Source organism: Tamlana flava (assembly GCF_041287255.1).
Lineage (GTDB): Bacteria > Bacteroidota > Bacteroidia > Flavobacteriales > Flavobacteriaceae > Tamlana > Tamlana flava.
Window position 1 is genome coordinate 840,122 of record NZ_JBGGTX010000001.1, and the last position, 21,717, is coordinate 861,838.

The 21,717-nt window shown below is 36.5% G+C and carries 22 protein-coding genes and 1 tRNA gene; 14 read left to right on the top strand and 9 right to left on the bottom strand.

Going from position 1 to position 21,717, the window contains the following annotated elements:
- Positions 1-12 precede the first annotated feature (12 nt).
- From ACB104_RS03650 to ACB104_RS03665, 4 genes are all read left to right on the top strand, one after another.
- Positions 13-1,107: a Nif3-like dinuclear metal center hexameric protein gene (locus ACB104_RS03650; RefSeq protein ID WP_370476918.1), complete on the top strand. Its 1,095-nt coding sequence runs from the start codon at positions 13-15 to the stop codon at positions 1,105-1,107.
- 3 nt (positions 1,108-1,110) lie between these two features.
- Positions 1,111-1,893, top strand: coding sequence for a zinc ribbon domain-containing protein (locus tag ACB104_RS03655; protein WP_370476919.1), 783 nt, complete (start codon positions 1,111-1,113; stop codon positions 1,891-1,893).
- Between the two features lie 108 nt (positions 1,894-2,001).
- Positions 2,002-2,661, top strand: coding sequence for a peptide-methionine (S)-S-oxide reductase MsrA (msrA, locus tag ACB104_RS03660; protein ID WP_370476920.1), 660 nt, complete (start codon positions 2,002-2,004; stop codon positions 2,659-2,661).
- An 88-nt stretch (positions 2,662-2,749) separates the two neighbouring features.
- On the top strand, positions 2,750-3,397 hold the full coding sequence (locus ACB104_RS03665; protein ID WP_370476921.1) for a hypothetical protein: 648 nt from the start codon (positions 2,750-2,752) through the stop codon (positions 3,395-3,397).
- 137 nt (positions 3,398-3,534) lie between these two features.
- Here the strand turns inward: ACB104_RS03665 and ACB104_RS03670 are convergent, their stop codons facing one another.
- Complete coding sequence (locus tag ACB104_RS03670; protein WP_370476922.1) at positions 3,535-3,954, bottom strand: (4Fe-4S)-binding protein; 420 nt, start codon at positions 3,952-3,954, stop codon at positions 3,535-3,537.
- Positions 3,955-4,076: 122 nt separating this feature from the next.
- Between ACB104_RS03670 and kynU the strand changes: the two genes are divergently transcribed.
- From kynU to ACB104_RS03710, 8 genes are all read left to right on the top strand, one after another.
- On the top strand, positions 4,077-5,342 hold the full coding sequence (kynU, locus tag ACB104_RS03675; protein WP_370476923.1) for a kynureninase: 1,266 nt from the start codon (positions 4,077-4,079) through the stop codon (positions 5,340-5,342).
- A gap of 454 nt (positions 5,343-5,796) precedes the next feature.
- Positions 5,797-7,197, top strand: coding sequence for an FAD-dependent oxidoreductase (locus ACB104_RS03680; protein ID WP_370476924.1), 1,401 nt, complete (start codon positions 5,797-5,799; stop codon positions 7,195-7,197).
- 4 nt (positions 7,198-7,201) lie between these two features.
- The gene (locus ACB104_RS03685) at positions 7,202-7,600 is read left to right on the top strand and encodes a RidA family protein (protein ID WP_370476925.1); all 399 of its coding nucleotides are present in this window, start codon (positions 7,202-7,204) and stop codon (positions 7,598-7,600) included.
- Positions 7,597-9,036, top strand: a complete 1,440-nt coding sequence (locus ACB104_RS03690; protein ID WP_370476926.1) for an aldehyde dehydrogenase — start codon at positions 7,597-7,599, stop codon at positions 9,034-9,036. The genes ACB104_RS03685 and ACB104_RS03690 overlap by 4 nt, the downstream gene beginning before the upstream one ends.
- Before the next feature lie 67 nt (positions 9,037-9,103).
- A complete protein-coding gene (locus tag ACB104_RS03695; RefSeq protein ID WP_370476927.1) occupies positions 9,104-9,886 on the top strand; it encodes an SDR family oxidoreductase in 783 nt (260 codons plus the stop codon).
- Positions 9,887-10,003: 117 nt separating this feature from the next.
- Entirely contained in the window at positions 10,004-10,537 is a 534-nt protein-coding gene (locus tag ACB104_RS03700; RefSeq protein WP_370476928.1) for a 3-hydroxyanthranilate 3,4-dioxygenase, read from the top strand.
- 92 nt (positions 10,538-10,629) lie between these two features.
- Positions 10,630-11,715: an amidohydrolase family protein gene (locus tag ACB104_RS03705; RefSeq protein WP_370476929.1), complete on the top strand. Its 1,086-nt coding sequence runs from the start codon at positions 10,630-10,632 to the stop codon at positions 11,713-11,715.
- Positions 11,715-12,359: an O-methyltransferase gene (locus tag ACB104_RS03710; protein WP_370476930.1), complete on the top strand. Its 645-nt coding sequence runs from the start codon at positions 11,715-11,717 to the stop codon at positions 12,357-12,359. The genes ACB104_RS03705 and ACB104_RS03710 overlap by 1 nt, the downstream gene beginning before the upstream one ends.
- Positions 12,360-12,369: 10 nt before the next feature.
- On the opposite strand, the gene ACB104_RS03715 is transcribed toward ACB104_RS03710, so the two are convergent.
- The 6 genes from ACB104_RS03715 to ACB104_RS03740 all read right to left on the bottom strand — a co-directional run bounded on the left by ACB104_RS03715 (position 12,370) and on the right by ACB104_RS03740 (position 19,780).
- The gene (locus ACB104_RS03715; RefSeq protein ID WP_370476931.1) at positions 12,370-14,631 is read right to left on the bottom strand and encodes an ATP-binding protein; all 2,262 of its coding nucleotides are present in this window, start codon (positions 14,629-14,631) and stop codon (positions 12,370-12,372) included.
- A 129-nt stretch (positions 14,632-14,760) separates the two neighbouring features.
- Complete coding sequence (locus ACB104_RS03720; RefSeq protein ID WP_370476932.1) at positions 14,761-15,048, bottom strand: Sec-independent protein translocase subunit TatA/TatB; 288 nt, start codon at positions 15,046-15,048, stop codon at positions 14,761-14,763.
- 78 nt (positions 15,049-15,126) lie between these two features.
- On the bottom strand, positions 15,127-17,433 hold the full coding sequence (locus ACB104_RS03725; protein WP_370476933.1) for a M1 family metallopeptidase: 2,307 nt from the start codon (positions 17,431-17,433) through the stop codon (positions 15,127-15,129).
- Positions 17,434-17,544: 111 nt separating this feature from the next.
- Positions 17,545-18,048, bottom strand: coding sequence for a DUF6702 family protein (locus ACB104_RS03730; protein ID WP_370476934.1), 504 nt, complete (start codon positions 18,046-18,048; stop codon positions 17,545-17,547).
- Positions 18,049-18,098: 50 nt separating this feature from the next.
- A complete protein-coding gene (locus ACB104_RS03735; protein ID WP_370476935.1) occupies positions 18,099-18,890 on the bottom strand; it encodes a carboxypeptidase-like regulatory domain-containing protein in 792 nt (263 codons plus the stop codon).
- 89 nt (positions 18,891-18,979) lie between these two features.
- Positions 18,980-19,780 carry a carboxypeptidase-like regulatory domain-containing protein gene (locus ACB104_RS03740; protein WP_370476936.1) on the bottom strand — a complete coding sequence of 267 codons (801 nt, stop codon included), beginning with the start codon at positions 19,778-19,780 and terminating at the stop codon, positions 18,980-18,982.
- A gap of 117 nt (positions 19,781-19,897) precedes the next feature.
- On the opposite strand from ACB104_RS03740, the gene pepE reads away from it, so the two are divergent.
- Entirely contained in the window at positions 19,898-20,605 is a 708-nt protein-coding gene (gene pepE, locus ACB104_RS03745) for a dipeptidase PepE (protein WP_370476937.1), read from the top strand.
- A 30-nt stretch (positions 20,606-20,635) separates the two neighbouring features.
- On the opposite strand, the gene ACB104_RS03750 is transcribed toward pepE, so the two are convergent.
- Together ACB104_RS03750 and ACB104_RS03755 are read right to left on the bottom strand one after the other, a co-directional pair.
- Positions 20,636-20,708 (bottom strand) — tRNA-Gly (locus ACB104_RS03750).
- Between the two features lie 51 nt (positions 20,709-20,759).
- The gene (locus ACB104_RS03755; protein ID WP_370476938.1) at positions 20,760-21,188 is read right to left on the bottom strand and encodes a GNAT family N-acetyltransferase; all 429 of its coding nucleotides are present in this window, start codon (positions 21,186-21,188) and stop codon (positions 20,760-20,762) included.
- 151 nt (positions 21,189-21,339) lie between these two features.
- Between ACB104_RS03755 and ACB104_RS03760 the strand changes: the two genes are divergently transcribed.
- On the top strand, positions 21,340-21,714 hold the full coding sequence (locus ACB104_RS03760) for a GNAT family N-acetyltransferase (protein ID WP_370476939.1): 375 nt from the start codon (positions 21,340-21,342) through the stop codon (positions 21,712-21,714).
- Positions 21,715-21,717: the final 3 nt, after the last annotated feature.

The following is a 21,717-nucleotide window of genomic DNA, read 5'->3' on the forward strand; positions in this document are numbered from 1 at the left end:
ACTTAAATAATTATGATTGTACAAGACGTCATAAACCATTTGGAAGATCTTGCACCTTTGGCTTATGCCGAAGATTTTGACAATGTTGGACTTTTAGTGGGCAATAAAAATGCAAAAGTCACAGGTGTTTTGGTCACTTTAGATACGCTTGAAACAGTTGTAGATGAGGCCATTCAGGAACGATGTAACCTTATTGTGAGCTTTCACCCCATAATTTTTAAAGGTTTAAAAAAACTCACGGGAAGAAGCTATGTGGAGCGCGTGGTGATGAAAGCTCTTAAACATGATATCGCTATTTACAGCATGCACACTGCTTTAGACAATGCATTACAGGGCGTCAATGACATGATTTGCAATCAACTTGAACTCACCAACAAACGCATTTTAATACCTCAAAGTAAAACCATAAAAAAATTGACCACCTATGTACCAAAAGATGAAGCCGAAAACCTTCGGAAAGCCTTATTTGAAGCAGGTGCCGGTAGCATAGGCAATTATGATGATTGCAGTTTTAACGTAGAAGGTTACGGCACTTTTAACGGCAATGAGAGCTCTAACCCAACAAAAGGACAAAAAGGTTCCATTCACACTGAAGCCGAGACCAAAATTACGGTAACATTTGCCAAACATTTAGAATCTGAAATCATCAAAACCCTTTTTGAAGCGCATTCTTACGAAGAAGTGGCATACGAAGTCACCACCCTAGAAAACAAAAACCAAAATATTGGCATGGGAATGGTTGGCGAGTTGGAGAAACCAATGGATGAAGCAGATTTCCTGAATTACTTAAAACAAAAAATGAACACAAGGCTTATTCGGCATTCAGTATTTCTTGGTAAAAAAATAAAAAAAATAGCCGTGTTAGGTGGGTCTGGCAGTTTTGCTATTCAAGCCGCAAAAGCAATTGGTGCTGATGTTTTTGTGACGGCGGATTTAAAATATCACGACTTTTTTCAGGCCGAAAATTCCATTCTTTTAACCGATATTGGGCATTATGAAAGTGAGCAGTTCACAAAAAATCTTTTAGTGGCATATCTTACAAAAAAAATTACTAATTTTGCAATCATTTTATCAAAGACAAATACAAATCCCGTTAAGTATTTTTAAAGTATGGCTAAAAAGAAAGAAGCTACTGTGGAGGAGCGTTTAAGGGCGCTTTACGATTTACAACTCATTGATTCCCGTATAGATGAAATTAGAAATGTTCGTGGAGAACTGCCATTGGAAGTTCGCGATTTAGAAGATGAAGTTGCTGGATTAAACATAAGATTGGAAAAACTGGTTGCCGGTTTGGAAGTCATAGACCATGATATTGCAAGCAAGAAAAATTTAATTGAAGAATCTAAGGCTTTAATTAAAAAGTATGGTGAGCAACAAAAAAATGTTAGAAATAACAGGGAATACAACTCTTTGACCAAAGAAATTGAATTTCAGGAATTAGAAATTGAATTAGCTGAAAAGCACATTAAGGAATTTAAAGCCCAAATAGAGCAGAAAAAAGAGGTTATTGCTGAAACCAAAGAGCGTTTAAAAGAGCGTGAAAACCACCTAAAACATAAAAAAGGTGAATTGGATGCTATTTTGGCAGAAACCGAAAAGGAAGAGCAAGCCCTTTTGGAAAAATCTGAAGAGTACAAAGATCAGATTGAAGACCGTTTAATTGCAGCATATACCAGAATTAGAACCAATGTAAAAAATGGTTTGGCCGTTGTGCCTATTGAAAGAGGTGCTTCTGGAGGGTCTTTCTTTACCATTCCACCGCAAATACAGGTTGAAATTGCTTCTCGTAAAAAAGTAATAACAGACGAACACAGTGGCCGTATTTTAGTGGACCCTGTTTTGGCTGAAGAAGAAAAAGAAAAAATGGATAAACTGTTTGCTAAATTAAACTAACAGGTTTTCTTCAAAACATATCAAAAGCCTTCAAAATTAATTTTGAAGGCTTTTTTATTTAAGGTTTACACACTTTTTTCGTCTATTTAGAACAAGAAATCTAAACCCATGAAAAATTTAATCACCCTTTTAATCGTAACCTTAATATTTAGTTGCCAGAATTCGGCTCAAAACAAAAAGAAACAAGAGGCTATTACAAATGCCCAACCCGTTCAAGTACCCATGGAAAATGGCTTGACCAAAGCCTATTTTGCCAGTGGATGTTTTTGGTGTGTCGAGGCCATTTACGAAAGCGTAAAAGGGGTTAAGGAATCTATTTCCGGATATTCTGGTGGGCATACCGAAAACCCAACCTATGCGGCCAGCAACACAGGTAGAACAGGCCACGCCGAGGCTGTTGAAGTGATTTACGACCCCGAAAAAGTAAGTTTTGAAACTTTGGTTGATGTGTATTTTGCCTCGCAAAACGTAACACAGGTTAACGGACAGGGTAACGACAGAGGGTCACAATACCGTTCCATAATTTTTTACCAAAATGAGGCACAAAAAGAAATCATTTTAAAGAAGAAAGCCGAATTGGCCAAAAAACTTAATGCCACCATTGCTGCCGAGGTTTACCCCTTCCAAAAGTTTTGGGTAGCCGAAGATTACCATCAAGATTACGAAAAACTTCACCCAAACAACCCTTATATACAAAATGTATCCATACCAAGGCTAAACCGATTTAAGGCTAAATTCCCTAAAGAGTTGTTGAAAGAAGAGCGTTAAAATTATTGTAGCCATAATTTTATTTTGACGCTTTCAAAGTAAAAATCAAAAGGTATAATTTATTGTATCTTTAATAAAATTTTTAGTTATGAAAAATGCCATTTACCTCGGCTTTGCCCTATTCCTTTTCATAGGATGCAAGCAAAAACTTGAACGCCAATCTATTGAAAAAGAAATGCCTGTGAAAAAAAAAATTGCCAAAGCCCATGGTTTTGAGCACTGGAAAAATGTTTTGGAGATAACTTTTAATTTCAATGGAAAACGGCATTGGACATGGAGCCCTAAAACAAACGACGTTACTCTTATAACTGCAAGCGACACCATCAATTACAACAGAAAAAGTGTAGATAGCCTATCACTAAATGCCGATAGAGCCTTTATTAACGATAAATTTTGGCTATTGATTCCGTTTCAATTGGTTTGGGATAAAAGCGCATCCATTTCGGAACCGATAAAAGAAATTGCACCGATTGGTAAAACCGAACTGAATAAAATTACCCTGAGCTACTCCAACGAAGGTGGCTACACGCCTGGTGATGCCTATGATATTTATTTTGGTGACGATTACCTCATTAAAGAATGGATTTTTAGAAGAGGCAACCAAAAAGAACCTTCTTTAACAAACACTTTTGAACACTACCAAGATTTTAATGGCATTAAAATTGCACTGGACCATAAAAACCCGCAAAATAATTGGAGTTTAGGTTTTACTGACGTGCATGTGGTTTTTGAATAAGTTATTAACAAAAACATCTAAAGACTTAGTTCATGCGTATTTAAATCACAGAAGAAATATTCCGCATTTGCGCCTATATATATCAAAGCGCTTGGACCAATGGCCCAAGCGCTTTTTCATTTCTATAAATTGCGAATTTATCCCTTAAATTCAACTTTTCTGTGTGTACCATCACAATACGGTTTATTGTTTGAAGCACCACATCTGCAAAAAGCCGTGGTTTTATCTTTTACCTCGGTAGAACCATCGGCACCAATGACCTTGATAATGCCGTGCACCAACAATGGCCCATCTTTTAAAAGCTCTACTTTGGCTTCAATGGAGGCCGCTTTGTCATTGGCAGGTCCGTTCATATAATAACTTAAGGCACCCGATGGACACTGGGTTACCTGGTTAATAATATCCTCCGTGGTGCCCTCATTTATGCTCACCCATGGACGCATCTGTGGCCTAAATACCTTGGGCAACCCTTTAACGCAAATTCCTGAATGGATGCATTTTTTAGCCTCCCAAACAACCGTCACTTCGCCGTTTGAGTATTCTTTAGTTTTTTCCATAGCCATAATGTTGAAGTTTTACTAAATATACAAAAAAATGCCATCTTTTTTCTGTTGCTTTTCCCTCTTCGTTTGTAACTTTAGAATGCTTATTTTTGTAAGAAACCGAAAAACTTTTCACATTGCTCGACTATAAATTGGGGCTTGAATTTGCCAAACAACAAGACCAAATGGATGAATTGGCGCCCTTTAGAAATCAATTCCATATTCCAAAAGACAAGTCTGGAAACAATTTGATTTACATGACTGGGAACTCTTTGGGTCTTCAGCCAAAAACCACAAAAGCCTACGTAAACCAAGAGCTTGAAGATTGGGCAAATTTAGGTGTTGAAGGTCACACCGAAGGCAGAACACCTTGGTTGCCCTACCACGAGTTTTTAACCGATAGCATGGCAGAAGTTGTGGGTGCAAAACCCATTGAAGTTGTAGTGATGAACACCCTTACGGCGAACCTTCATTTTTTAATGGTATCGTTTTACCAACCCACCAATACCCGTTATAAAATTTTGATTGAAAGCGATGCGTTTCCGTCTGATAAATATGCCGTGGAATCGCAGTTAAGACATCATGGGTTTGATGACGAGGAAGGGTTAATTCTTTGGAAACCTAGAAAAGGCGAGGAACTTTTAAATTATGAAGATTTAGAAGCCATTTTAAAAAATCATGGCCAGGAAATCGCCCTGATTATGGTAGGCGGCGTCAATTATTACACGGGGCAGTCTTTCAATTTGAAACACATTGCAAAACTCGGACACCATTACGGCTGTAAAGTTGGTTTTGATTGTGCCCACGGGGCAGGAAACGTAGCATTGAACCTTCACGATTCCGGAGCCGATTTTGCCGCATGGTGTACCTATAAATACTTGAATTCCGGTCCTGGTAGTTTGGCTGGGTGTTTTGTGCACGAACGGCATGCTTACAATAAAAAGCTCAACCGTTTTGCCGGTTGGTGGAGTCACAACAAACAAACACGTTTTAACATGCGTGGCGAATATAATCAATTGCCAGGTGCTGAGGGTTGGCAGTTAAGTAATCCGCCTATTTTATCCATGGCGGCCATAAAAGCATCCTTGGATATGTTTCATGAGGTAGGCATTGAAAAGATCATTGCCAAGTCAAAAAAGCTAACGGGCTATTTTGAGTTTTTATTGAAACAATTGGGCGAAGATACCATTAGAATTATCACGCCAATTAATCCTAAAGAGCGCGGTTGCCAACTTTCCATTCAAGTGAAAAATGCAGATAAAACCTTGCATGAAAAATTGACTGAAAGTGGTATAATAAGTGATTGGCGAGAGCCCGATGTTATAAGATGTGCGCCCGTGCCTCTTTATAATTCATTTGAAGATGTTTACCGATTGGTCGAGAAATTGAAAGAAATTTTATAAATGAACAGCCGCATATATATAAATTCAATTCTTGAAAATGAGAAAAACATTTTTTTCATTAACAAAAATTCAGAATCTGGATTTTGGGATAATACAATTTTTGGATTGATAAATCTCATTCGATATAGAGACAAAGATTATTTTTTAATAACCGACAAGAGAATTGTATGTCTTATTAAGAATATATTGATTAAAAATTCAAAGTACTCTGACTTCTCTAAAATCAAATTTAACTCCAATGATGATTCGCTTTGGTTTTTTGACGATGAAGGGAAAGAACAACGGTTAAATTTACGAGGTATGAGATTATCATATGAAGAAATTCAAAAATTAAAAAAAACTTTAAATTGACTCGTCATTCCGCACTGTCCCACTGAGCGCAGTCGAAGTGTGCTACGGAATCCATTCATAATTTAAACTAAAATAGATTCCTGCCTGTGCAGGAATGACAAATATGACAGACAAACAACAAAATATAATCATTATTGGCGCAGGACTCTGTGGAAGTCTTTTGGCATTGCGGTTGGGCCAAAGGGGTTACAATGTTTCAGTTTATGAAAAACGTCCAGACTTACGTAAAGTAAACATCAGTGCTGGGCGCTCTATAAATTTGGCATTTTCAGACCGTGGCAATAAAGCCATGAAACTTGTCGGGTTGGAAGAACAAGTCAAGTTGCTCTGTATTCCCATGAACGGACGCATGATTCATGATATTCACGGGAACACTTTTCAATCCAATTACAGCGGACGGGATTACGAATTCATTAATTCAATATCGCGCGGCGATTTGAATGCCTTGCTCTTAACCGAAGCCGAAAAGCACAAAAGCGTAAATATTTACTTCAACCAGAAATGTAAATCGGTAGATTTTGAAAAAACAACGGCTTTATTTCAAGATTACGAAACCAAAAAAGAATTTGTTGAAGATGCGGATATTATCATTGCCACCGATGGCGCAGGTTCTGCCATGCGCAGAAGTTATTATTTAGGCAAAAAGTTTTTGTTCAGTTTTTCGCAAGATTATTTAACACATGGCTATAAGGAATTAAGTATTTTACCCGATGAAAAAGGAGATTTTAAAACCCATAAAAATGCTTTGCATATTTGGCCTCGTAAAGATTTTATGCTTATTGCCCTTCCAAATTTGGATGGCAGTTTTACGGTCACCCTGTTCCTAAGATATGAAGATGGCGAATACAATTTTAATAATTTAAATACCGAAAAAAGTGTTTTGGAATTTTTCAAAAAAGAATTCCCCGATGCCTTGGCCCTCATGCCCAATCTTTTAGATGACTTTTTCAAAAATCCGACCTCCCCTTTGGGCACCATAAAATGCTCACCATGGCATTATAAAGGCAACACGCTTTTAATGGGTGATGCGGCCCATGCCATCGTTCCTTTTTATGGTCAAGGCATGAATGCTTCCTTTGAGGACGTGGTTGAATTTGACAAAGTTTTAGGCCAAAATTTAGAAACTTGGGAGCAAATTTTTAAAACCTATGAAAGCAACCGCAAAAAGAATACCGATGCAATAGCAGATTTGGCAATCGATAATTTTCATGAAATGAAGGACCATGTTGCTTACCCTATTTTCCAAAAAAAGCGTAAATTAGAAATGGCTTTAGAAAAGGAATTTCCCAATGGGTATTCGTCAAAATATTCGTTAGTGACCTTCAACGAAAATATAGGTTACAGAGAAGCCATGCTTCGTGGAAGAGCCCAAGACAAGGCCATTTTAAATCTTTTAACCAATGATGAGATAAGCCTTGAAGATGATTTAAAATCAACACTGGAAAAAGTAATGAAAGAAACCGAAGCCATTCTAGAAGATGATAGAATTGCGGGATTAAAATAACGTTATGAGCAATATAGTAAAACCACGAGGCGCTTACCCACCTGTAAAAGTGGTGGGCGATTTTATTTTTGTATCTGGCACTAGTTCCAGACAACCAGACAATTCAATTGCTGGGGTAAAAATGATTGACGACATGGGCACAAAACATCTGGACATTGAAGTTCAAACCCGTGAAGTTTTGGAAAACATCAACAGCAACTTACGGACTGTGGGCGCCAGTTTAAAAGACGCTGTGGATGTTACTACATTTTTGGTAAATATGAACGATTTTGCCGGCTACAATAATGCCTATGCCGAGTTTTTTAATGCTGAAACAGGGCCAACGCGCACAACAGTGGCCGTACATCAATTACCTCATCCTGATTTATTGGTGGAGATTAAGGTGGTTGCCCATAAGAAATGAACATTCAAAACTATATAAATGGGAGTTTTCACAATCCTTTAAACAATGAATGGATTGACAATTTTTGTCCAGCCAATGGTGAAGTTTACGGCAAAATACCAAATTCCTCCAAAGAAGATGTTGAAAACGCATACATTGCTGCAAAATCTGCATTTCCAATTTGGTCTGAAACCACATTGGACGAGCGTAATAGGATTTTAATTAAAATCTCTGAACTCCTAGAAGTAAATCTAGACCGATTTGCAGAAGCTGAAAGCAAAGACAATGGCAAACCCTTGAGTTTAGCCAAGTTTGTTGATATTCCAAGGGCAGCAAGTAACTTTCGCTTTTTTGGCAATGCCATCACGCAATTTGCTAGTGAAAGTCACGAAAGTGTTGGTCAAAATGCCATCAATTATACGTTAAGGCAACCCATTGGGGTTGTGGGCTGTATTTCACCTTGGAATCTTCCACTCTACTTATTTACTTGGAAAATAGCCCCAGCCATCGCTACAGGCAATTGCGTAGTGGCAAAACCCAGCGAGATTACCCCTATGACAGCTTATTTGTTAGGAGAAGTTTGTAATGAAGCAGGCTTACCAAAGGGTGTTTTAAACATTGTTCACGGATTGGGAACAACAACCGGACAAGTTATTGTTGAACATCCCGACATAAAAGCCATAAGTTTTACCGGAGGTACGGCAACGGGAGCCCATATAGCAAGAACGGCTGCGCCAATGTTCAAAAAACTGTCGTTGGAGCTTGGTGGAAAAAATCCAAACATAATTTTTGCTGATTGCGATTATGAACATATGCTGGAAACAACGTTGCGCTCATCGTTTTCAAACCAAGGACAAATTTGTTTGTGTGGGAGTCGTATTTTTGTGGAATCGACTATTTACAATAAGTTTAAAGTTGATTTTGTTGAAAAAGTAAAACTATTAAAAGTTGGACATCCTTCTGAACACTCGACTGATATTGGTGCATTGGTTTCAAAACCGCATTTGGAAAAGATCATGGATTATATAGAAATTGCAAAAAACGAAGGAAACAAAATGCTTTGTGGAGGACAAAAAGTAACCTTAAAAGGTTTTGAAGATGGCTATTATTTTGAACCAACCGTAATTGAGGTAAAAACCAATGATTGTAGGCTAAACCAAGAAGAAATATTTGGCCCGATAGTTACCCTAATGCCATTTGAGAGTGAAGATGAAGTTTTACAAACGGCCGATGATGTAAAATATGGTTTGTCTGCCACATTATGGACGAACGATTTAAAACGAACCATGCGCATGAGCAACCAATTACAAGTGGGAATCATTTGGGTAAATACTTGGATGATGCGTGATTTACGTACACCTTTTGGTGGTATAAAAGCGAGTGGCATTGGTCGTGAAGGTGGCTTTGAAGCCTTGCGGTTTTTTACAGAGGCTAAAAATGTTTGTATAAAATATTGACAGCCTATTATATTGATAAATTGAACAAAATCTAAAAGATTACTGCCTTTGCAGGAATGACTGAAATATGGACTTAAATATTAAAAACAAAAATGCCCTAGTATGTGGCAGCACACAAGGTATTGGAAAAGCAACCGCTATGGCATTGGCTACTGAAGGCGTTAACGTTACTTTGGTTGCCCGTAATAGAGAAAAATTAAAAGAAGTTTTGGCTGAGTTACCACAACCAAAAAACCACAGCTACATTGTTGCCGATTTTGCAAACCCTAGGGATTTGCAAGAACAAGTGATTAAGTTTATTGAGAGAAACCATGGCTTCCATATCCTCATAAATAACACAGGTGGTCCCAGAAGCGGCGAAATTTTGACGGCGAGTTTGGATGAATTTGACAATGCATTCACCATGCATTTAAAGTGCAACCATGTGTTGGCACAGGCCACCATTCCATTTATGAAAGCTGAAGGTTTTGGTCGGATTGTTAATATCATTTCTACTTCTGTAAAAGAACCTATTCCTGGTTTGGGTGTTAGCAATACCATTAGGGGAGCCGTGGGCAATTGGAGCAAAACATTGTCTGTAGAACTTGGAGCCTTTGGCATTACAGTGAACAATGTGCTGCCTGGTTTTACCGAAACCGAACGTTTGGCTGAAATTATAAAAATTAAGGCCTCTCATGAAGACAAAACGATAGAAGAAATGACCGAAATAATGAAAAGCTACGCCCCTGCCAAACGCTTTGCTAAACCAGAAGAAACAGCAAATGTCATCACTTTTTTGGCCAGTGAGGCTGCTAGTTATGTGAACGGAATTAATGTTCCGGTTGATGGTGGTCGCACAAAAAGTTTGTAACTTTATATCTTAATCTGCGTTAGTGATTGTAGTGGATAGCTTTTGGCGAGGCAAGCATCGAGCCAAAACTAATAACGTAAAGCCCGACCCCTGTGGTAACGCACAAAAAAATAAACTATGAGCAAGTTAGTTTCTCCATTAAATTTTAAAGATTGGATTGAAGAAAACAGACACCTTTTGAAGCCACCTGTTGGAAATAAAGTGGTTTGGAAAGATGCCGATTTTATTGTTATGGTGGTTGGTGGGCCCAACAGCAGAAAGGATTATCATTACAATGAAACTCCCGAATTTTTCTATCAAATTGAAGGTGATATTGTTCTTAAAATAATTGATAATGGCACTCCAAAAGACGTTCACATCAAAGAAGGCGATATTTATTTATTGCCCCCAAAAGTACCACATTCCCCACAGCGTGGCGCCAATACTGTTGGGTTGGTTATTGAATATAAGCGCCCTAAAGGCATGCGTGACGCCCTCCTTTGGTTTTGTGAAAACTGCAATACAAAATTATACGGTGAGGATTTCACATTGGACAATATTGAGACCGATATGCCCAAAATTTTCGATAAATATTATGGTGACCAAGAAAAACGCACTTGCCCAAATTGTGGGGCGGTTATGCAACCACCAAAGAAAGTTAAAATTGATTAATCATTTACATTCGTAATTACAAGATTGTATGGCGAAGTAATCTCTTAATTTAATTATAAAGATTGCACGGCAAATGCCTCGCAATAATGACTATGGAAATGCGTAAACTCAGAATAAATGGTCACTCACACTTACTTCCCTATCCCGAGGAAATTCCCGAATATATGCGAGAAAAGGGTATTTTTTGGGTGGACAAAGACCGAAAGTTCATGCTTCAAAAAGACTGGAGCAGACCGGTTACGGATTCCAGTTTCTTTCTTCACGAAAAATTGGAATGGATGGAGCGTTACAAAATTGACCATGCCGTTGTATTGAATCTATCACAATTGTACGGAAATGGTTTGCGTGTGGAAGAGATGAAAAAAGCACTTCGCTTTCAAAACGATTTTAATGCACGTATTCAGCATGAGCACCCAAGCAAATTCACCTGTGGTTTTGTGGTACATCCCGGTTTTGTTAGAAGTGCTTGTTGGGAAATTGAACGTTGTGTGGAGACCCATGGCATGCAACTTTTATGTTTGCCAACGCATTACATGGATACCATTGGTACATGGCGCTGTATTTTTGACGAAGAAAATGAACCTATTTTTGAGCTGGCGAGTAAATACAATTTGGCTGTTGAAATTCACCCGTATGACGGTGAAAAATTCATAAAATTGGAAAACACTTCGTGGCGTTTCCATCTTATTTGGATGCTGGCCCAATGTGCGGACGCCTATCATTTTTTAACCTTAAATGGCTACCAAGAAAAATACCCAAATATGCGCACATGTTTTGCCCATGGTGGACAATTGGCGCAAATTAACTTGGGCAGGCGCATACAAGGCTTTGATGGAAGACCCGATTTGTTTGAGGGCAAACACCACCCAAGAAAAGCAGTAGGGCACAAAAACATATTCTTTGATACATTGGTGCACGATACAGGTTCGTTAAAACTTCTTATTGAAAATCAAGGAGCAAAACAAGTGCTTATGGGATTGGATGACCCTTATCCACTTGGTGAAATGGAAAGTGCCAAACAATCGTCTTATCCAGGAAAAATATTGGATTTGGCCTTGGAAAGAAAAATAATAAATCAAGATGATTATGATGCCATTTGGGAAGACAACGTGATACAATGGCTTTGTGGTGATGACCAAAAAGCCAAAGAAAAATTAATCAACAGAATATTGAGTTAATGCACTTTTTACCGGAAGATTTAGATGAATATGTAGTAGCCCATTCTGAAGATGAGCCAGAATTACTGCAGCAATTAAGTAGAGAAACTTACCAAAAAATATTGCAACCACGCATGTTAAGTGGGCATTACCAAGGCCGATTATTGAGTATGATTTCAAAATTGGTTAATCCAAAAAATATTCTGGAAATAGGCACTTATACAGGATATTCTGCATTATGCTTGGCTGAAGGTATGCAAAAGAATGGCGAATTGGACACTATTGACATCAACGAAGAACTGTTTGATTTTCAAAGAAAATATTTTGAAAAATCTGAATTTGGGCACCAAATCCTCCAACATGTTGGTGATGCTTTGGATATTATTCCCAAACTCAATAAAATGTACGATTTAATTTTTGTTGATGCCGATAAAGAAAACTATTCAAACTATTTTGAGGCCATCATAAACAAACTAAATGTTGGCGGTATTATTTTATCGGATAATGTACTCTGGAGCGGAAAAGTTTTAGAAACCAAATTTAAGAAAGACGATACCTCAACACCTGCTCTTATTGAATACAACAAACTATTAAAAGAAGACCCTAGAGTCGAAACCGTTGTTTTGCCCATTCGGGATGGTTTGACCATTAGTAGAAAACTTTAGCAAAAATCCACTATGATGCTATGTTAAGATTTAATCTTCCCCCTCCTTTATAGTTTTGGATATGGGTAGCTATCACATGGAAAAACTCATAGTTGTCAAATGGTTTTATAACCACATCAGTGTAACCTACACCTTTGTACATCATTTTAATCTCATCAATATCCGCTGCAGTTAAAGCAATAATTGGTATGGCAGCGTTAAACTCCCTAATCGCTTGGGTAGCCTCATTTCCACTCATAACAGGCATATTAATGTCCATGAGCACAAGGTCATAATTCTTACTGCTTACTTCCTGCAGAGCCTCTTTACCATTTTGAACAATGGTACATGAGTAACCCTTTTTCTCCAACAAATTTTTGGTTACCACTTGGTTTATTTTGTTGTCTTCGGCTATTAAGATTTCATACTTTTCCTCAGGCACTTCCAAAGCATTTCTTGATCTCTCATGATCAGAAACCGTTGTTGCTTGTTTTTCTATTTCAAAATCCACCTCGAAACTAAACGTTGTTCCAATACCTTCAGTGCTTTTCAAGTTTATTTTACTGTTGAATAGCTCCACTAAATTTTTAGTTATAGAAAGTCCAAGACCAGTACCTTTGTAATTCACATTACTATCCTTTAGTTGCGAAAAATTATCGAAAATACTATCAAATTTGTCTTTGGGTATACCAATGCCATTATCTTCAACTTCAAACCTTAATCCTACATTTTTGGCATCTAAACTTAACAGGATTACCCTTAAATCAATGTTTCCATTGGTTGTGAACTTGATACTGTTCCCAATTAAATTGATTAAGACTTGGGAAAGCCTAACATTATCACATATGATATGTTCGGGCACATGATTATCAATGGTTATTTTAATTTTATTGTTTGTTTCCACCAGTCTATATTCAAATGAATTTGCAATGTCTTCCAACAAACGTTCCAAATTAACTGATACATTTTGAAGTTCAACCTTGTTGGACTCCATTTTACTAACTTGCAGAATATCATTTATTAAGTTTAAAAGATAATCACCAGAATATTTTAATGATTTCAGGTACTTTCTATCTCTGTTGTTCAAGTTACTGCTATCCAATAATAATGAGGTTATACCCACAACACCGTAAAGTGGCGTTCTCAATTCGTGTGATACGTTAGAAATGAATTTTGTTTTAAGATCAGATGATTTTAAGGCTTCATCTTTGGCCTTTTCCAATTCATTGTTTCTTTCTTTAAGGGTTTTACTCAACCTCCTTTTTGAAACATATCCAATGTAAATGGTCACAACAGAAATCAACAATAGGATAAGGGAAATGACGATTATACCGTTAATCTTTTTTATTCTATTGGCAATTTCAAGCTGCTCCAATCTCTCTATATTGGCTAAAGAGGCATTGTTTTTATAATCCTCAATAAGTAGTTTTGATTTTGTAATTTCAGCCCGTTCCAACTTCTTTTCATCAATAAGTTGCTCTTTATATTTGTTGTGTTCTAACAATGTAAGATAGGCCTCGGCACTTTTACCCGATTTAGCCAAAGAAATGGACAATTGCATATAAATTTTGCTCAAAAGGGATAAATCAATACTTTCCTTGTTTGCTTCCAGTAATCCAATGGCTTCTTTAAATTCAGTATTGGCACTATTATAAAGTTCTTTACGGGCATAGTATGTGCCATAAATGTACTTAAAACACCCTTCTATATTTTTGCTTACAGGCTCGATTTTTAAGTATTCCTGAATCTTTAAAAGGTTTATTAAAGCTTGTTCTAGATTATTTTTATCTATGTACAACTCGGCTAAATTAATTCGGATATCAAAAAGCAGATTTTGGATTTGCTTGTTTTCAGAACCTATTTGATACTCGTTTATTAAGGTATATTTTAAGGCTTCTTCAAAGTACCCAATGGCCTTATCCTGTTCCTTCTTTTCCTTGTAAATTTTACCTAAGCTGAAATATGAACCCGACACCAAATCATTGTCGTTTACAGTCTTCAAAGCTACTAGTACCGTCCTGTAACTCTCTTCTGCAGATTTATAGTTTTCCATTAGACTATAAATATTGCCCAAATTATAATTGGCAATTGCGTAGCCATAATGGTCTTGAATGGAATCTGATAACGCCCTAGCTTTTATAAATTCCTTAAAGGATTTTACAATTTCTTTATTATTATAAAAACTTAATGCTGAAGAATTGATATCATCAATTATCTTGATAGTCTCTCTGTCTTTTTTTCCAAAAGCCAACATGGAAACACAAAGAAAACAGAGTAGTAGGTTCGTTTTCATTTTAAATAAAAATTATAGATTCGGGACTCCGAAGGTATTTTTTAAAGTAAAATGAAAATTAAAATTTCGTTAAAATGTCGTAAGAATTGGATTAATAGATGAAATGCACATCGACGAAATGACTAACTGCTAAAACTTCCGTTTAACTGAACCCGTAAAATCTTCTAAATCATCCTTTACTTTATCGAGTTCTTTTTTTACATCTTGAGTGATGCTTGTATCAATGCCATTCTTTTCGGTCGTTTTGGTGATTTCATGCTTAATATCGTTGGTGGCATCTTTAAGGGTACGCATTCCTTTTCCTAGCCCACGAGCAATTTCGGGCAATTTATCTGCACCAAAAACCATGATGACAATAAATAGTATAAAGGCTATCTCTGCACCACTAATAAATAAAAATGTAGCTAGTTGTATCACGGTACAAATATAATGAGTTGTTCGGTCACAATAAAAAAAAGCCGATTTTAAAAATCGACTTTAACAATGCTTTAGTTTTTAACCTTTAATTTTCTCTTTAAATTGGTCAAAATCACTTTGCTGAATTTTTTGAGGCCATGAGTTATTTGAAGTGTCAATATCGGCTGTTTCTTCGTTTGGATCTACAGTTATACTAACAATTTCCTTATCTGAAGCAATGGCTTTACTCACCTCATTATCATTGAACCTCCATATTTGCGCCGGATAAGTTACTTGATTTGAGGTCCCATCTGCATAGGTATATTCCACAATTATTGGCATAACCAAACCGCCTGGTTTTTCAAAGGTTACATTGTAAAAATACTTTGGTTCCTTGATGGATTTTCGTTCTTCTGGTGTGAAATTATCCATAATATACTCTTGAAGCGGTTTGGAGTTTTCTAAAAGAGACTTGGTTTTCATCTTTTCCTTAAAGTCTTCACTTCCTTCTTCAACCAAGTAAACCAAAGGCTTTAACTGATTTCTTTTTACACCGCGCTCTTCCATATATTCTCTCATATAGGCATTTGGTTCATCAGACACGAAATATTTTTTAACTTCCTTAACGCCAATATCAACCCAATCTGTGGTATAAAACCAACCTCTCCAGTACCAATCCAAATCAAATGCTGAAGCATCTTCCATGGTTCTAAAAAAGTCCTCTGGAGTTGGGTGTTTAAACATCCATCTATTTGCATACTCCTTAAAGGCATAATCAAACAACTCCCTCCCCATAACGGTTTCTCTTAATATATTTAGAGCGGTGGCTGGCTTACCATAAGCGTTGTTACCAAATTGGTAGGTATTGAGTCCTTTGGTCATTATTGGAGCGATAAAATTTTGGTCACCACCCATATAAGGTATAATCATTTTAGCTGGTCCTCGGTCTGATGGAAAATGTTTGTCTTGAGGTGATAAAGCTGATGGATATTTCTCTCCGAAATCCTGTTCTGCTACATATTGAACAAATGTATTTAAACCCTCGTCCATCCATGTCCACTGACGCTCATCGCTATTTACAATCATTGGAAAAAAGTTATGCCCAACTTCGTGGGTTATAACTCCCATCATACCATATTTTACACGGTCGCTATAAGTACCATCTTCCTCTGGCCGGCCATAGTTCCAACAAATCATGGGATATTCCATACCCTGCTGTTTTGCGTGCACTGATATGGCTTTGTGATATGGATAATCAAAAGTCATTCTTGAAAAAGATTCTAAAGTGCTGGCCACGACGCGAGTTGACCATTCCTCCCAAAGTGGATTTCCTTCTTTAGGATACATGGAGACAGCCATAACATCTTTACCACCAATTTTCACGGCCATCATATCCAAAATAAATTTTCTTGATGTGGCAAAACCAAAATCGCGAACATTTTCAGCCTTAAGTTTCCAGGTTTTTGTTTGTTCAGAAAAACCTTTTTCTGCAGCCTCGGCCTCAGTTTGATTGACGATTAAAACGGGTTTATCATAAGATCTTTTGGCAGTTTCATAACGCTCCAACATCGTTTTAGTATAAACTTCTTTTCTGTTGGTCAATACTCCTGTTCCATCCAAAATATGATCGGCTGGTACCGTGATGTTAACTTCATAATTTCCAAAAGGGAGAGCAAACTCATCACGCCCCCAAAACTGAGAATTTTGCCACCCTTCAACATCACTGTAAACAGCCATTCTCGGAAAAAATTGGGCAATTACATAAGCTTTATTACCATCTTTTGGGAAGTATTCGTAACCAGAACGACCGTCTTCAACAACATGGTCATTAATATTGTACCACCATTTTACGGAAAATGAAAATTTATCGCCATGCTTCATTGGTTTTGGCAACTCCACGCGCATCATAGTTCTATTAATGGTATGCGGAAGAGGCTTTCCGCTGATATCATTGACTTCCAAAATATTAAAACCGCGTTCCAAAGGCTCACTCATAAATTCTTTAGTAAAGGCATTTGGAAACATTACGGGTGCCACCCCACTAGATTCAATTAACGGAGATTTGGAATCTTTAGCCCTTTTGTTTTGCTCAAGTTGTACCCAAAGATACTTTAACTCATCTGGTGAATTATTAGTGTACGTAATAGTCTCATAGCCTGTAATTCTGGAAATTTTGTCGTCTAAAACAATATCCATTTTATAATCTGCCTGCTGTTGGTAATACGCTGGTCCTGGTGCACCAGATGCCGATCTAAACATGTTTGGGGTTGAAAATTCATCATACAACTGCCTAAACTTGTTGGTATTGGTATGCCCTTTTTTGAGTGCGTTTGCTTCTTGTTCTTGAGCAAACAATGCAGATGACATAAGTATAAGCGAGAGGCAGAGATAAGCGATTTGTTTCATTACTTATTTTTAAATTTTGTTTAAAAAAATATGCTTTTTGATAACTTTCATTAGAAAATTATCATAAAAAGAAGTCGAAATTAATAAATTGTACAGATAAAAATCTTCGTTTTAATTAAACTTTAACACTGCTGTGTCCTTTTGTGGAATAAGCAAAAAGCTTTTTTGGCGGGAATTAATTTTTGTTTTAACCATGTTTTGCTGTTCTTGAATTAAATCGAACAAAATCTTATTGGTAATTTCCAATGAATCAATATGGTCCACTCCTTCAATTTCAAGGTAGCATTTTATAATATCAATATCATATTCTTTTCCTACATAAACAAAATCCGCTTTTTGACCATTAATTTTGAAAGCCATTTTATCTCGTAAGTAACGTTCAATGTATGTGTCTAAATCCTTTGTTTCTGTTTCTCCCCCAAAGGTAAAGGTCTCATTGTAACGCGTGCGCAAAGCACTTTCAAAATCATCAAGAAATATTCTAGAAATTATTTGAACGGACTGCTTATCTTCAACGTATTCCACTTGCGTAACACTGATGTAGTAGTCGTGCAGCGTGGAAAAGGACAAAAATGACAGAGCAAAAACTAAAACTATGGGTTTTAAAAATTTCATTTGTAAAAATTTAGGCTAATGTACTCTTTTCAAAAAGTATTCCAAAGAAATTATTCTTCCGCTATATTCAGGTTTTCTTTATACTGCCGGCATTTCATTCTCAGAAAAATTAAAACTTCAAAGTCGGTTTTGCCTTTACAACGTTTTATAAAATTTTGGTCATCTGCGCAGAAATAAAAAAAGTCCATTTTTAAATCATCATCCAAAGGATTTGATGCAAAGAAATCCTTTGAAAGTTTGGATTTAATCCTTAGCATCAAAGCTTCCTTTTCTTCTATTTCCACCCTGTTTTTAAGCATTTTTGTTCTCCCTGAAATACCATTTAATATAGGATTTAACGGAACTCCACCTCCCAAAAGCCCCAGCAACATTTTTGGTTTAAATTCGCCTGCCTCACTTAATCTTCTTTCGCTTTGTGTAGCTGGCTTGCCTGTGTAGCCTGGAATACCAACATCGAAGAAATTTATAGGCGGGTTGCCTTCTACATTTTTTATATCAGCCATTAAATCGCCTGTTAAAACCTTTCCAACAATCACTTCATCAAGTTCATTAATACGTTCCTCTAAAAGTACTCTGATAGCCTTTATGGCAAGAATATCTTTTGAAATTAGGACTTCTTTGGGCTTATGCTGAATTGATGAAAGAGATAAGGTATCTTTAAGTTTTACCAGAATTTTGAAGTTCCCGTTCTTATCGGTAATTGTAAACTGTTGTGACGATTTATTTATAACATGAATGTTTTCGTTATCTGAAGCACTTTTAACACGTCCCGATATTTCAACATATTGGGCGTTAACTATATTTGAAATTAACACAAAACCGAAAAGTAATTTTTGCTTCAACTTTTCTAATCAAAAGCATAAAGAACGTATTTCAAATCTTAAGGTAAGTGTAAATGGGTTGTAATATTTTGTTAAAGATAAATTTTGATCTATTTACCTACACCTAAAAACACCTTACTTTTTTTGGTTAGAAGATCAAGAAACTCCATTTCCTTTCCATAATTAAGCAATGAAAAATCGAAGTCATCAGCTTGTACATATTGAATAAAATCTTCGACACGATGTTCGGGTATATTAAAATTATCCATCAAAAATTCCGAACCGAAATAATATTTTATTGATTCTATCGGAACATCGGGCACAGTAGATTTTTTATTGTTTGGCACTTTAGACCTGAACAACGGCAACAACAATTGGTCCACTACATTCACTACATTTAATCCGTTAACCACCGCAACACCTTCACTATTCATCGCTTCGTTTTTCACTCCGGTTTTGTAATCTTTTTCAAAATCATACTCCCTACTATTTTTCACCCCAAAATACAGGGCATCCAACTTAGGCTTAAATGGGGAGGCCGCTTCTGCATCCACGTTAAGATTACCCGTTAACTCGTTGGTAATAATGATAATCTCGTCTAATTTATTGATTTCCTCTATCAAAAAAAGCTTCATCTTTTTTGACTGTATGATGTCCTCGTTAATTTTGAAGCTGATGTTTTGATATTGCAAAGCACTGACTTCAATTACATCGTTTAAGGCAACTAGTAAAGTAAACTCACCATTGTCATCAGTTATCGTACCCGTATTGGATGATGCATTAAAAATGGTGATGCCTGCTAGATCATTATCCTCAACTATAATTTTTCCAAAAACCGTAATTCTATTTATGTTCTGGGAAACCGAAGATACCGAAACTAAAAGTACCAATAAGAAAATTATTTTTTTCAAAGCTTGTATTTTTTCTTTCTTGAAAATACCACTTTATTTTCAGTTTTTAAAGAATTGGGCATTAAAATATTTCGGAAACTATATTTTTAATTAGCTTTACACTTAAACCTTATTTGGATGAAAAACCTTATAATAGCAAGCACCTCAACCATTCATGGCAATGGGTATTTAGCGTATATTTTAGATGAACTCAGGGTGTTTTTTAAAAATGCCAAAACTATTGTTTTTATACCCTATGCAAGACCAAGCGGAATTTCACCTGATGCTTATACAGAAAAAGCGAGAGTAGCCTTTTCAAAAATCGGTAAAGTAGTAAAAGGTTTGCACGAATTTGAAAATCCCGTTGAAGGCATAAATAATGCTGAAGGCATTTTTGTTGGTGGCGGCAATACTTTTGTGTTAACTTATCAACTTTATAAAAACAACTTGATAAATTCCCTTAAAGAAGCTGTAAACAGCGGAACACCTTATCTGGGAACGAGCGCCGGAAGCAATATTTGTGGCTTAAGCATAAAAACAACCAACGATATGCCCATTGTGTATCCACCAAGTTTTAATGCTTTGGGGCTCATACCATTTAACATTAACCCACATTATTTGGACCCTGATCTGTCGAGTAAACACATGGGCGAAACTAGAGAAACAAGAATAAAAGAGTTTCATGCTTACAATACGCCGCCAGTTGTTGGATTGAGAGAAGGCAGTTGGCTGCATGTATCCGGAAAATCAATTACTTTGAAAGGTAAATTATCTGCTAGAATTTTCGAGTACAACAAAGTACCATATGAGGTAGAGACTGGAACATCACTAAACCAATTAAAATAAAAAACCCATCAAATTTTGATGGGTTTCTAGAGCGGGAGACCGGGTTCGAACCGGCGACATTCAGCTTGGAAGGCTGACGCTCTACCAACTGAGCTACTCCCGCCTTTCCATGCTGCAAATATATACAAACTGTTCTTTCCTTTAAAAGAAAAAATTACAACTTTTTTAAAAAATGATAGCCCAATATTTTAAAGCCTTCATTAAAATAAAACTTATGCGATTTAAAGTTGCTCACGTAGGTATTTAGCTCAACAGCCTCACACCCCTTAGTTTTGGCATATTCATAAATCCAATCAAAAAAAGCCTTGCCTAGACCTTGGCCTCTATAGTTTTCGTGTATAACAACATGGTCAACTTCCAAACTCTTTCCGGAATAATGCCTGGTGCAGAACCATAAACCTGAAACACCTACAATCTTATCTGCATCATAGATAACAGCACATTCATAATTTTCAATGAACACCATTTCTGAAAACCGCTGTTCCAAAATATCAAAAGGCACTTTGTAATCGTTTAATTTTTCAACCAATGGAATGACCAAATTAATTTTTTCCTTTTCTATTATTTTAAATTCAATAGACATAAAAAAAGTTTTGTTCTAAGGTAAGTATTTCCATAAAATATTCTTTATGTTTGAAATACATCATTCTAAAATTTAAGTCATCGCCATAAACTATAACATAAGACTTATCGGACCTGAAAAGACCCATGAAGTAAGGCATCCTGTTTTACGAATGGGAAAACCAAAACATACATGCATTTTTGACGGGGATAATTTGGACACCACTTTTCATTTAGGCATTTTCAGTGAAGAAAAATTATTAGGTGTTTGTTCATTTTTTAAAGCGAACAATCCTAATATTTCTGAAAGCCCGCAATACCAACTAAGGGGCATGGCTGTTTTAAATGAGTTTCAAGGAAAAGGTTTGGGGCATCAAATATTAATTTTTGGAGAACAAATGATAAAAAAGAAAAACGCTAAAATTGCTTGGTGCAATGCGCGTGAAGTAGCCATAAACTTTTATAGGAAAAATGGTTATGAAATTACAGGAAAGCCTTTTAATATTGAAACCATTGGCCTTCATTTTGTGATGTATAAAGTGCTTTAATTT